This window comes from Streptomyces sp. NPDC051018 (assembly GCF_044456085.1).
GTDB lineage: Bacteria > Actinomycetota > Actinomycetes > Streptomycetales > Streptomycetaceae > Streptomyces.
Genome location: NZ_JBITFN010000002.1, coordinates 551,741 through 564,063, shown reverse-complemented (window position 1 = coordinate 564,063; position 12,323 = coordinate 551,741). Strand labels below are relative to the sequence as shown.

The following is a 12,323-nucleotide window of genomic DNA, read 5'->3' as shown; positions in this document are numbered from 1 at the left end:
TCGCCGGGGGCGGGACGAACGCTGGCGGGACGGGCACCGGCGGGACGGCCCGGGGCTTACGGCGTGTCTCAGGCGCGCTTGGGCCGGGCCCGGACGTGCATCCGCTCCCCCTGCGGGCCGAAGAGGCTCAGAATCTCCACGGGTGTGTCGTCGGCGGTGCCGAACCAGTGCGGGACCCGGGTGTCGAACTCGGCGGCCTCCCCCGGCCCGAGCACGACATCGTGCTCGCCGAGGACCAGCCGCAGCCGCCCGGAGAGCACGTACAGCCACTCGTACCCCTCGTGCGACCGGGGGTCGGGGCCGGGGCCGCCGGGCTGCTGCACCACCTTGTACGCCTGGAGCCCGCCGAGCCTGCCGGTGAGCGGCAGCATCGTACGGCCGTTCCGGACGATCGGCTTCGACCTCACCCTCGGGTCCTCCACGGGCGGCGCGCCGACCAGTTCGTCCAGCGGGAGCCGGTGGGCCTGTGCGATGGGCAGCAGCAGTTCGAGGCTGGGGCGACGCCGACCGGACTCCAGCCGGGACAGGGTGCTCACGGAGATCCCGGTGGCCTCGGACAGCGCCTCCAGGGTCGCGCCGCGCTCCCTTCTGATCCTGCGGAGCCGGGGGCCGACCTCGTTCAGTACGGTGTCGAGCGGCGCGTTCGCCTCCGTACGGGTGCCGGCGCGCCGGGCGGGAGACTTTCCGGCGGCCGGCCTTCCGGGAGCCCCGCCGTCTGCCGGGCGCCGGTCGGAGCGGCGCCCATCACCGCGCTCGTCCGCGTGCTTGCCCTTCCGCTGGTCCGCGCCCTGTTCCCGGAGCCTGTCCGCGCGCCCGCCCCGGGGCCTGCCCTTGTCCTTGTCCTTGTCCTTGTCGGCCATGGCTCCATTGCAGAATCGGCAAGGCGAGATGTCAATCCGGCACATCGGCGACCGAGGGGGCGGACCGTCGGCGGGTTCCCGTCAGGCCCTTGCCCCGCCGGTGGGTCATCGACTCCAATGTGCGCGGGGACCGACGCGTACCGGAGGGCCAGAGCGTCATCAGCCAGACAACCGGCGGGCTGCCGGAGCACCTGTACCGTCGTCATCCGTACGCCGGGCCCTCGTTCCGCGCACCTGCGCACCTGCGCGACGGCGGCCTTCGACGGGGCCCCGCTCGCCCGCGCCACTCTCCCGCTCCCGCTCGTCACTCGCCCGCGAGCGGTGCCCGGCGACATTCCCGAACGGGCGGGGTCGGGCGCCCGGCATCTGCCGCGTGCTCCAAGGACCGGGGCGGAACCGGCCGTTCGCAGGGACCGGCCCCTTCGCAGGCACCGCCCGGACGCAGGCGGCCGGCCGGTCGCGGGGTACCGGGCGCCCTCCCGCCGGGCATCCGGCCGCCGGGCGCCACTCCCGCGGTGAATCACTGTCGCTCCGTTCAGAAAGGGAAACAGCGGATGCGTGACCACGACCTGCTCGTCGTCGGATCGGCCGGCGCGGACCTGATGGTCGGCGTCGAACGCCGGCCCGGCCCCGGCGAGACGGTGCTCGGCACCGCCCTCGCCGTCCACCCCGGCGGCCGGGGCGCCAACCAGGCCGTCGCCGCCGCACGGCTGGGAGCCCGCACCGCCCTGCTGGCGAGGGTCGGTGACGACGGTCACGGAAGGATGCTGCTGGAGTCCCAGCGTGCCGCCGGGGTCGATATCGAGGGGGTCCAGGTGGGCGGAGCGCCGACCGGGGTCGCGCTCATCACGGTGGACCCGTCGGGTGACAACAGCGTCGTGTCCTTCCCCGGGGCCAACCGCCGTCTGTCACCCGCCGACGTCCGTGCCGCCCGGGAGCTGGTGCGGACCGCCCGGGTGGTCTCCGTACAGCTGGAGATTCCCCTGGACACGGTGGCCGAGATCGTACGGACCCTGTCCCCGGGGAGCCGGTTCATGCTCACCGCCACTCCCCCGGCGGCACTGCCCGCCGAGGTGCTGTCGGCCTGCGACCCGCTGATCGTCAATGAGCACGAGGCCCGGACCCTCCTCGGGACCGGAGCCGGGCTGGAGCCGCGGGACTGGGCACTCGGGCTGCTGTCGCGCGGTCCCCGGGCGGTGGTGCTCACCCTGGGGGCGGCGGGGGCGATGGTCGCCGACGGCCGCAGCCGGACGTGTGCCCTGGTGCCGGGCCCGCGTGCCGGGGACGCCTTCACCGCGGCGCTGGGGTGGCGCCTCGGGCTGGGCGAGGACCTGGCGACGGCCACCTCGTACGCGATGCGGGCGGGGGCCGCGCGGCCGTGACGGGGCGCCTACTCGGGGAGAGAGGCACTCCACGGCCCCTGAAGGCCGGCCCAGGGGCTCCGGCCGCTGAAAGTTCCCCGCCGAGCCCTGGATCGTGGCGCGGGGGCGCGAGCGGGGCGGTCCGGGCCGTGCGACGGCACCTCCGGAGCCCGGGCGCGGAATCCGGTGCACGGGCCTGGACGTCTGCGCGCGGAGCGGCTACGCATGCGGGCATGACCGAACGCTCCGGCCTTCCCGCGCCCCCGCCCCTCGGCGCCGCCGCACTGCCCGACGGCACCTTCGAGGGGCGGGGCGTCCTCGTCACCGGAGGCGGGTCCGGGCTGGGCAGGGCCATCGCCCGTGAGTTCGCCCGGCTCGGCGCGGACCTGATGCTCGTGGGGCGCCGGGCCGACCGGCTGACGGCCGCCCGTGAGGAACTGTCGGAGTTCGGCGGGCAGGTGTCGGCCGCCGTGTGCGACATACGCGAGCCCGGCCGGATCGCGGAGGTGTTCGACGCCGCCGAGGCCGCGATCGGGCTGCCCGATGTCCTGGTCAACAACGCGGCCGGCAACTTCCCCGTCGCCGCGGAGGACCTGACCGAGGGCGGCTGGCGGGCGGTCGTGGACATCACACTGAGCGGCACCTGGTTCATGACCAGGGAGTTCGGCCGCAGGCATCTTCTCGCGGGCACCCCGGCGTCGGTCGTCAGTCTGGGCGCCTCCTACGCCTGGACAGGCGGCCCGGGGTATGTGCACTCGGCCGCCGCCAAGGCGGGGGTGCGGAGCATGGTGGAGACGCTCGCCGTGGAGTGGGGGCCGTACGGGATCCAGATCAACGCCCTTGTGCCGGGGCTGGTCCCGCACGAGGACATGACGGCGGATTTGCGCGGCGGGCTCGACCGGGCCGGGGACAAGGACCTGAGGCAGCCCGCGCTGCGGGTGGGCCGCCCCCGGGAGATCGGCTGGGCGGCCACCTTCCTCGCCTCACCGTACGCGCGGTTCATCTCGGGCCACACCCTGGTGGTGGACGGCGCGAACTGGCAGCGGCGCACCCTGGTGAACGACCCGGTGGTGACGGTACGCGAGCAACTCGGACGAGGTCCGTTCGAAGGCTGACACCTCGGACGGGAGCGCGGCCGGGGGCCTGGGCGTACTCGTGGCCTCCGGCAGCCCGGCGGAGGCCGGGACCCGCGGTCGGCACCGGCTCCCGGGGCGGAGCCGACGGCCCGGAGCCCCGACAGCCCCGCCCGTAACCCGCAGTTCCCGCCGGCACCGGCGGAAACCGGTGGCCCGGATCGCCGTCCGCACCGGACGGAAGGCTCATCGGCGAATGGCCGGCGGCCCCGAGCCGGCCGCGGGCCTCCGGCGGCCCCGGGCCGAACTCACCGGCCCCGGCCAACAGCCGCGAACCCCGGCGGCCCGCCGGACCGTCCCCGGGACCCCGGGCAGCCCCGCCGGACCGTCCCCGCTCAGCATCCCCCGAAGCGAGGCGTCCGCCGTGCCGCCTTCGCGGTGTAGCCCTCGTGGCAGTCGTCGGACGTCAGGGTGAGTGCCGCGCTCATCGCCGTACGGTCGAGTGCCGCCGCCAGTCCCGCGTCGGCGAAGGCGTCGATGTCCCGTTTGACGGCCCGTACCGCCAGCGGCGCGTTCGCGGCGATGTCCCCGGCCACCGCGCGGGAGACCGCGGGCAGTTCGGCGGCGGGGACGACCCGCTGGAGCAGGCCGAGGCGTTCGGCGGTCGCCGCGTCGATACGGCGGCCCGTGAGCGCCAGGTACTTGGCCCAGCCCGCCCCGGCGTCGCGGGCGATCCGCAGATCGCCGCCCGCGTCGACGGCGACCCCGAGACCGGTCTCGGGCAGGGCGAAGACGGCGTCGTCGGCCGCGACGCGGATGTCCGCCATCAGGGCCAGTTCGAAGCCGAAGCCGAGGCAGTAGCCCTGCACGGCGGCCACGACCGGCTGGGGCAGCCCGGCGAAGGCGGCGAACCGCTCGTGCGCCCAGCGGATGCCCTCCTGGTAGCGGTGGGCCCGCTCGGCGGTGGTACGGCCGGTGATCCCGCCGCCGGGGGCGGTGACGTCGATACCCGCGCAGAACGCGCGCCCCTCGGCACGCAGCAGGACGGTCCGGATCGAGTCGTCGAAGCGGATACGGTCCGCCATCAGCCCCAGCTGGCGGGTGGACTCCCAGCTCCATCCGTTGAGTGTGCCGGGGCGGCAGAGGGTGAGGAGGCCGATGCCGTCCTCGACGTCGAGCCGGATCCGCTCCTCACCCCCGGCGATCTCCCGGTCCAGTGTGTCGATCATCGCCACCCCTCCCGAACGCCCGCGACGCGCATAGGCTTCTGACGCATCATCAGAAACCAGGGCAGCGTACCCCCGCCGTCAGCGCGGGAACAGCTCGAAGGTGACCGCGGGCCTGCCGCCGAAGCGCGCGCCCGCCGCCTCGGCCGTGCCGATGAGGAAGGAGCGGCAGTACTGTTCGGGGTCCTCCTGCGTCAGGACCTCGATGTACGTGCGGTGTTCCAGCAGCGACCGGACGGAGCGCTCCAGCCCCGCGGTGGCGTCGACCGCGTGGGTCGGTGTCGTGGAGCCCGCGACCGCCGTCCAGCGCACCCCGTCCCACGGTTCGAGACCCTGCTCGGTGATCAGCTCGGGGAAGATCCACCGGTTCCCGGCGTCCGCCGCCGCGTCCAGCGTGGCGCGGCCCACGGCCCGGTGGTCGGGGGTGTTCCAGACCGTACCGCCCCAGGTGTCCCGGTGGTTGAGGGTGATGACGAGTTCGGGGCGGTGGCGGCGGATCGCCGCCGCGATGTCCCGGCGCAGCGCCGTACCGTACTCGATCACCCCGTCCCGGTGGTCCAGGAACTCCACCGTGGAGACACCGACGACGGCGGCGCTCGCCCGCTGCTCGCGTTCGCGCAGCGGGGCGCACTCGGCGGGGGCGATGGTGTCGATGCCGGCCTCACCGCGGGTGGCGAGCAGGTAGGCGATCTCCCGCCCGCCGTCGGTCCATCCGGCGATGGCGGCGGCACAGCCGTACTCCAGGTCGTCGGGGTGCGCGACGACCGCCAGGGCGCGCTGCCAGTCGTCGGGCATGGGTCGCAACTGATCGCTGTTGTCCGTCGGATCGCTCATGCGCGCAGGATACGGCGGCGGTCCCGGATCAGACGTCCCCCCGGGCAAGCCCGATCAGCCGGTCCAGGACCCGGGGGCCGCCCGTCCGGACAGCGTCGTGCTCGAACTCGTCGGTGACCCAGGTGCGCAGCCCCCGGACCGCGCGGGCTGTGCTCAGGGAGTGGCCCGTGTCGACGTACATGTCGTCGTGGTAGACGGCGGCGGCGACCGGGACCTCGTTGCGGGCCAGACGCCCGGCGTCGTACAGCGGGGTCCAGTCGGTGCGCGCGGCGAGCAGTTCGGCCGCCTCCCGCAGCGGACGCAGGGCGGGATCGACCTCGAAGTGCCAGGGGTGGACGGTCTCTCCGGTGAACAGCAGCAGCTCGCCCCCATCGAGGGCGGCGGAGGCGTCGAAGGCCGGGAACTCGGCCCGTACGCGCTCGGCGGCCCAGGCGGTCGGGGCCCCGCCCTGGCCGTAGATGGCTTCGTGGAGTACGGCGTAGAGGGGATGGCCCGCGAAGGAGAGGGTGGTGAGCACGGCTTCCTGGAAGGCGTCGGAGAGTTCATGGCGCCCGCCGACCCGGATGAAGGCGTCCTCCAGGAGATAGTGGAGCCGGTGGCTGCCGTCCGTGCCGCCGAGCAGGATCCCGAGGGACTGGAACGCCTCGGGCGTCAGGACGTAGCCCGTGGGCAGAACGGTCCGGTGTCCGGCGAGATGGGCGGCGATCCGGCGGGCGAGTGCCGCGTCCTGCGGATAGCGGGCGTAGTGCGCCTCGTTCCTGCGCCGGATGCGCGGATAGGCGGCCCGGTAGACGTCGTCGGCGTGGGCGTCGAGCGAGGGCAGACCGCCGGTGATGAACACCTCGCGCAGCCCCTCGGGCGCCGTGGAGAGGTAGTGGGTGGCGCAGAAGCCGCCGAAGCTCTGGCCCAGCACGCTCCAGGGGGCTCCCCCGGTGAGCTGTTTCCGTACGGTCTCGCAGTCGCGCACGATGCTGTCGGCGCGGAAGCGGGCAAGATGGCCGGCCTGGGCCTCCGGTCCGCCGCGCCCGGGCAGGGTCTGGCGGTTCTGCGGGGTGGAGCGGCCGGTTCCGCGATGGTCGAGCAGCAGGACCCGGTACTCCTGGACGGCTCGGCCCAGCCATCCCTCGCGTCCGGCGAAGCGTCGGGCGCCGAAGCCGGGACCGCCCTCCAGATAGACGAGCCACGGCAGCTCGTCGGCCGCCCGCGACCCGGCGGCGATCTCCCGTCCGTACAGTTCCAGCTGCTCTCCGCCGGGGTTCTCATGGTCGAGCGGAACGGTGAAGTGCCGGTCGGTGAGGACGATCCCGGGCTGGCGGTAGCGGGTCACTGGTGCTCCTGGTTCTGTGTGTCGCGCCCTCCCATGGGATCACAGGCGGGTCCGGGGAGCCGACCGGGGTCCGGGGAGGAAGCCTGCGGTCAGCGGCGCGCGGGGAGACGCCGGGGCCGGTCGGGGCGAGCCGGGGCGGTGGCTGCGGGCACCGGACGCGGGCCCGGTGGGTCCCGGCGGCCGCTGCTCCGTACGGCCCCGCCCGTACTCCGGATGACACGGACGGCCGCCACCCGTGTGCGCGTTCCCCCCGTCGCTCCTAGCGTGGGGGGATGATCCGGTTCGAGCAGGTCGGCAAGGTGTACCCGGACGGCACGACCGCCGTCGACGGCCTCTCGTTCGAGGTCGGGAAGGGCGAGCTGGTCACCCTGGTGGGCCCGTCGGGATGCGGCAAGACGACCACCATGATGATGGTCAACCGGCTCATCGAGCCGACCTCGGGCCGCATCCTCGTGGACGGCGAGGACATCTCCGGTGCGGACCCGGTCGCGCTCCGCCGCCGGATCGGCTACGTCATCCAGCAGGCCGGGCTGTTCCCGCACCGCACGGTCCTCGACAACACCGCGACCGTCCCCTCGCTGATCGGCTGGAAGAAGGCCCGGGCGCGCGAGCGGGCGGCCGAACTGCTCGATCTGGTGGGCCTGGACCCGAAGACGTACGGGCCCCGCTATCCGGCGCAGTTGTCCGGGGGCCAGCGCCAGCGGGTCGGGGTGGCCCGCGCGCTGGCCGCCGATCCGCCGGTGCTGCTGATGGACGAGCCGTTCGGCGCGGTCGACCCGGTGGTGCGCGAACGCCTCCAGAACGAGTTCCTCCGGCTCCAGGCGACCGTACGCAAGACCGTGCTCCTGGTGACCCACGACATCGAGGAGGCGGTGCGGATGGGTGACCGTATCGCCGTGTACGGGCAGGGGCGGATCGAGCAGTACGACACCCCCGCGGCGGTGCTCGGCGCGCCCGCGACCGACTATGTGGCGCGGTTCGTCGGCGCGGACCGGGGGCTGAAGCGGCTCTCGGTCACCGAGATCGAGGCGGACGACCTGGAGCAGCCGCCGGTCGCCCGGCTCGACGAGACCGCGAGAACGGCGGCGGTCCGGCTGCGCGAACAGGACGCGCGCTGGGCCGTGGTGCTCGGCCGCCACGGCGATCTGCACGGCTGGGTCTCCGCGGAGGCCCTGACGATCGCCGGGGAGGCGGGCACGGTCGGCGATCTGGCGCGCCGCATGGAGGCATGGGTGCCGCTCGGGGCATCGCTCAAACAGGCGTTCAGCGAGATGCTCCAGCACGACGCGGGCTGGGTCGCGGTCGTGGACGGTGCGCGCTTCGTGGGGGTGCTGACACCCGCGAAGCTGCACGAGGCGCTGCGCAGATCGGTGGACGCGGACGCGCAGGGTGTGGCGCGGGGCGCGGTGGAGTTCGACTCGGTGTCGGACGTGTAAGCGCTGTCCCGTAGGCACGCGCGCCACCGGGCCCGCACGGACCCTGGATTCTCGCGGTTCTCTCCGCCCGCCCGTGGTGTCCCGACCATCTCGACTGCTCCTCACCGGAGAGCCGGTGGTGAACCACGGGACCTCTGGGACACAGGTGGCCCGGGACCGCACGCGAACTCCGACGGGACCCGCGCCGGAACGTCGTACGGGACGCCTGCGCCGGCCTCGTCGGCTACGGTGCTGAGTGTGCTGAGCTCCGGAGTGGACACACGGGCGCCGGGAACCGCGCTGCTCATCGCGGCGGCGCCGGTCGGCAGAGGGCGCCTGATCGACGCCAGTCCGGTGCTGTCCGCGCTCGCCGCGGTGCCGCCGAGCGCGCTGACGGGCACCCCTGCGGCCACGGTCGTCGAACTCGCCGATCCCCTCGATCCGCAGACGGTGCTGACCCGGGTCCGGGCGGCGGCGACGGCCGAGGGGCCGCTGTTCCTCTATCTCGCCGGGCAGGTGCAGCTCGACCGCAAGCAGCGCCTGCCGCATCTGGCGCTCGCCCGTACGACGGCGGCCACCCTGCGCTACACCGCGCTGCCCTGGCACTGGCTGGTCTCCGAACTGGCCGTCCGGCGCCCCGGTACGACCACCGTGGTCGTCGATCTGGTGGCCGGGGCGGACGCCTGGCGGCGGGTGGCCCGGGAAGGACTCGGGTTCGGACCGGCGGTCCGGCTGTACGGCCGGGTCGTGCCCGTGGCCGACCGCCGGGAGACGCCGGCACCGGAGTACCTCCGCTCCTGTGCGTCGATCTGGCGCAGCGGCGCCCGGCCGGATCCGGCGGCGCTGCACGAGCAGGCGGCGGCGCGGACGGAGACGGAGGGCGCGCTGCTGCTGACGCCGTCGTGGGTCCCGCCGGCCGCCGGGACGGCGCCGGGAGAAGTGACGTCCGGCCCCGGCTCGGTGGGAGTGGCGGCTCCGGCCGAGCGGCCCGCGCCCGTGGACGGGGCCGCGCCCGTGGACGGGGCCGCGCCCGTGGACGGGGCCGCGCCCGTGGACGGGGCCGCGCCCCTCCCCGTATCCGGCGCCGTCGTGGACGGGATCGTACTGCCGGACGGATACGCGCCCGGACCTCCGCCGGAAGCCGTGGCGGCCGCCGGGCGGGAGGCACCCCCCGAGGACGGGCCACCGCCCGCGCCGCGGCCGGACGGACCGCCACGACGACCGTCCGCCCAGGACCCCCATCCCGCGATCCTCGCCGCCGCCCGGGCGGGAAGGCACCGGGAGGCCGCGGCCACCGCCGCCGCCTGGGAACGGCGGGAGTCGCGGGCGCACGGTCCCGGCTCCCTCCAGGCGATCCACTGGCTGGAGGTCCGGGCCGATCTGGCGCGGCTGGCACGGCAACCGGCGCTCAGCTGCACCTTGTGGATGTCCGCGGCCGACGCCCGGCTGACCCGGCGGCAGCCGGCCGACGACCCCGATGTCGAGGCCGCGGTGGACCGGGCCCACCACCAGTGGGAGCAGATCCACGACGCGGCCGGGGCACGCGAACTGGCCCCTCGGCTCATGACGCTGCGCCGGCGTGTCCCGGGGCGGCAGCACGGAGCGCTGCGGGTCCTGGAGCGACGGCTGAAGGCTCTGCGCCCGGCCTGAGCCTGTGGTCACCCTCCGGCCGGGGTGAGCCCAACCGATTCGAGGCACCGTCCGGGCTCCTCGGGCGGGGGACGGGTCTCAGAGCAGGTTCTTCGACTCCAGATACTCCCTCGCGACGTCCCGCGGGAGCCGGCGCCAGCTGTCGACTTTTCTGTTCAGCGACGCCAGATCGGCGGTCGTCAGTACGGTGTTGAGCCGGGCCAGCGCCCGGGTGACCCCGTCTCCCCCGGCCCGGGCCCGGTTGACGACGGGGACGATGTAGTCCGCGTTCTGAAGGTGTCTGTCGTCCGCGAGGAGCACCAGACCGAACTGGTCGAGCGTGGCGTCCGTGGTCGTCGTCAGCACCATCTGGTCCTGTCCGTTCTGGACGGCCTGCTTCGCCTGGGTGGTGCCGACGCCCTTGGGGTCGACGGCGGTGATGTCGATGCCGTACGTCTTCCTCAGCCCCGGCTCGCAGTACGGCCGCTGGACGCACTCGTCGCCCGCTGCGAGCCGCACGGGCAGCCCCGCGCGGCCCAGGTCGCTGAGCGTCCTCAGGTGGTGCCGTTCGGCGTACCGGCGGCTGACGGCGAAGGCGTTCTGGTCGACGGCCCGGCCCGGATCGAACACGGTCAGCCCGCGTGGTGCGGCGAGCCGTCGCAGCGCGGTCATCGTCGTGGTGAGGTCGGGCGAGCCGACGGGGGGCGCCTTCGGGCCGTTGGCCTTGGCGTTCAGCCAGTCCGCGAAGGTCGCCGCGTACTCGGGGACCACATCGATCTGGCCGTCCTCCAGGGCTGGTTCGTAGATCTCCCGGTTGGTGACCGAGAGGATCTCCGTACCGTATCCGGCACGGTCCAGGAGGAGGGCGTACATCTGGGCGAGCAGATCGGACTCTGTGAAGCCCGCCGAACCGATCGTCAGATGTCTGCTGTCGCCGGGCGGCGCTGTGACCGCGCCCTGGTTCTCCAAGGAAGGCCCGGTGGCGCAGGACGTCAGCGCCGCCAGGGCGGCCGCCGCCGTCAGGGCGCCCGTGGCCCTCGTGCCCCGAGCGCGCCGGGCCCTCATCGGCCGCTCCCCGGCGACCGGTTGGGCGCGAGCCACCGCACAAGCTCGAACAGTCCCTCCACGAGCAGCGCGAAGGCTGCCACCAGGACCGCGCCCGCGACGACCTGGGGCGTCGAGGCCAGATTGAACCCGGCGGTGATGATCCGGCCGAGCCCTCCGCCCCCGGCGAGCGCGGCGATCGTCGCGGTGGCGACCAGTTGTACGGCGGCGATCCGCACCCCTGTGAGGATCAGCGGCGCGGCGAGCGGGATCTCCACGCCGAACATCACCTGCGGGCCCGTCATCCCCATGCCCCGCGCGGCCCGTACGACGTCCTGGTCGACCCCCCGCATCCCGACGTAGGCGTTGGTGAGCAGCGGCGGGACGGCGAACAGCACCAGGGCGACGATCGTCGGCCAGGAGCCGTGGTCGCCGAGGGGGCTGAGCAGCAGCAGTACGAGAACCGCGAAGGTGGGGACCGCGCGGCCGGCGTTGGAGATGTTGACGGCGAGCGCGCCGCCCCGGCCGAGGTGCCCGAGGACGAGCGCGACGGGCAGCGCGACCAGACAGCTCAGGCCGAGGCACACCGCCGTGAGGAACAGATGCTCGCCGAGCCGGTTCCAGACGCCGTTGTCGCCGGACCAGTTCGCCGCGCTGGTCAGCCAGCTCCAGGCGTCGGAGAGGGTGTTCACGCGTTGGCTCCCCTCGTCGCCTTGGTGGCCCTGGTCCCCTTGGTCCCCCTGGTCGCCCTGGTCTGTCTCGTCGCCCTGGTCCCCCTCGTCCAAGGAGTGGCGAACCGCTGCACCAGCAGCAGCAGGACGTCCGCGGCGATGGCGATGACCACACAGAGCACGGACGCGGTGAGCACCTGGGCCTTGAAGTAGGTGTTCATGCCCGAGTAGATGAGGTTGCCCAGACCGCCGTATCCCACGATCGCCCCGATGGTGACGAGGGAGACGGCCGAGACGGTGGCGATCCGCAGCCCCGCCATCGCCGCGGGGAGCGCGAGCGGCAGTTCGACGGTGAGCAGCAGCCGTACGGGGCCGTACCCCATGCCCCGCGCGGCCTGCCGGGTCTCCTCGGGGACCGCGCGCAGCCCGGCGAGAATGTTCCGTACAAGCAGGGTCAGCGAGTAGAGGACCAGACCCGCGACGACGAGCGACGCGGACAGCCCGTACACCGGCAGCAGCAGCGAGAACATCGCCAGCGAGGGGATCGTGTAGAGGATCGTCGTCACGCCCAGCACCGGCCCCGCGGACCATCGCCAGCGACGGGCGGCGACGGCGAGGGGGACGGCTGTGACCAGCCCCAGGAACACCGCGACGACGGTGATCTGGAGATGCTGGAGGACGGCGTCCCAGAGGATCTCGCGGCGGGTGGAGAGGTACTCACCGCAGATCCACTCATTGCGTGCGAGGCAGTCGTCGGGGGTCGCCGTCATCCCGCAATTGGAGCCCGGGGGATGGGGTCGCGCGCGCGGTGCTCACCCGTCCGGGTGAGTGCTCGTTCGCCGGACGGGCGGAAGGGGCCCCGGGCGGGTCCCACGGGTGCCCC

The 12,323-nt window shown here is 74.1% G+C and carries 11 protein-coding genes; 4 read left to right on the top strand and 7 right to left on the bottom strand.

All coding sequences use genetic code 11. From position 1 onward, the window contains the following. Positions 1 to 68 precede the first annotated feature (68 nt). On the bottom strand, positions 69 to 623 hold the full coding sequence (locus ACIBCM_RS06125; protein ID WP_399240802.1) for a helix-turn-helix domain-containing protein: 555 nt from the start codon (positions 621 to 623) through the stop codon (positions 69 to 71). Positions 624 to 1,414: 791 nt separating this feature from the next. Here ACIBCM_RS06125 and ACIBCM_RS06120 point away from each other — a divergent pair. After that, positions 1,415 to 2,242, top strand: a complete 828-nt coding sequence (locus ACIBCM_RS06120) for a ribokinase (protein ID WP_399240718.1) — start codon at positions 1,415 to 1,417, stop codon at positions 2,240 to 2,242. A gap of 212 nt (positions 2,243 to 2,454) precedes the next feature. After that, positions 2,455 to 3,336, top strand: a complete 882-nt coding sequence (locus ACIBCM_RS06115; protein ID WP_399240716.1) for an SDR family oxidoreductase — start codon at positions 2,455 to 2,457, stop codon at positions 3,334 to 3,336. A gap of 353 nt (positions 3,337 to 3,689) precedes the next feature. On the opposite strand, the gene ACIBCM_RS06110 is transcribed toward ACIBCM_RS06115, so the two are convergent. The 3 genes from ACIBCM_RS06110 to ACIBCM_RS06100 form a co-directional block, all read right to left on the bottom strand. Next, complete coding sequence (locus tag ACIBCM_RS06110; protein WP_399240714.1) at positions 3,690 to 4,523, bottom strand: enoyl-CoA hydratase/isomerase family protein; 834 nt, start codon at positions 4,521 to 4,523, stop codon at positions 3,690 to 3,692. Positions 4,524 to 4,601: 78 nt separating this feature from the next. Beyond that, the gene (locus ACIBCM_RS06105; RefSeq protein ID WP_399240712.1) at positions 4,602 to 5,354 is read right to left on the bottom strand and encodes a PIG-L deacetylase family protein; all 753 of its coding nucleotides are present in this window, start codon (positions 5,352 to 5,354) and stop codon (positions 4,602 to 4,604) included. Positions 5,355 to 5,382: 28 nt separating this feature from the next. Beyond that, complete coding sequence (locus ACIBCM_RS06100) at positions 5,383 to 6,681, bottom strand: alpha/beta fold hydrolase (protein WP_399240710.1); 1,299 nt, start codon at positions 6,679 to 6,681, stop codon at positions 5,383 to 5,385. A gap of 272 nt (positions 6,682 to 6,953) precedes the next feature. Between ACIBCM_RS06100 and ACIBCM_RS06095 the strand changes: the two genes are divergently transcribed. Together ACIBCM_RS06095 and ACIBCM_RS06090 are read left to right on the top strand one after the other, a co-directional pair. Further along, positions 6,954 to 8,117 carry an ABC transporter ATP-binding protein gene (locus tag ACIBCM_RS06095; protein ID WP_399240708.1) on the top strand — a complete coding sequence of 388 codons (1,164 nt, stop codon included), beginning with the start codon at positions 6,954 to 6,956 and terminating at the stop codon, positions 8,115 to 8,117. Positions 8,118 to 8,348: 231 nt separating this feature from the next. Then, a complete protein-coding gene (locus tag ACIBCM_RS06090; protein ID WP_399240801.1) occupies positions 8,349 to 9,746 on the top strand; it encodes a hypothetical protein in 1,398 nt (465 codons plus the stop codon). A gap of 78 nt (positions 9,747 to 9,824) precedes the next feature. Here ACIBCM_RS06090 and ACIBCM_RS06085 read toward each other — a convergent pair whose 3' ends face one another. Genes ACIBCM_RS06085 through ACIBCM_RS06075 form a run of 3 tightly spaced genes read right to left on the bottom strand, consistent with a single transcriptional unit; the run spans position 9,825 to position 12,210 of the window. Continuing rightward, a complete protein-coding gene (locus tag ACIBCM_RS06085; protein ID WP_399240706.1) occupies positions 9,825 to 10,790 on the bottom strand; it encodes an ABC transporter substrate-binding protein in 966 nt (321 codons plus the stop codon). Further along, a complete protein-coding gene (locus tag ACIBCM_RS06080) occupies positions 10,787 to 11,461 on the bottom strand; it encodes an ABC transporter permease (RefSeq protein WP_399240704.1) in 675 nt (224 codons plus the stop codon). The genes ACIBCM_RS06085 and ACIBCM_RS06080 overlap by 4 nt, the downstream gene beginning before the upstream one ends. Next, positions 11,458 to 12,210 carry an ABC transporter permease gene (locus ACIBCM_RS06075; protein ID WP_399240702.1) on the bottom strand — a complete coding sequence of 251 codons (753 nt, stop codon included), beginning with the start codon at positions 12,208 to 12,210 and terminating at the stop codon, positions 11,458 to 11,460. Before ACIBCM_RS06075 ends, ACIBCM_RS06080 begins: the two co-directional genes overlap by 4 nt. Positions 12,211 to 12,323 lie beyond the last annotated feature (113 nt).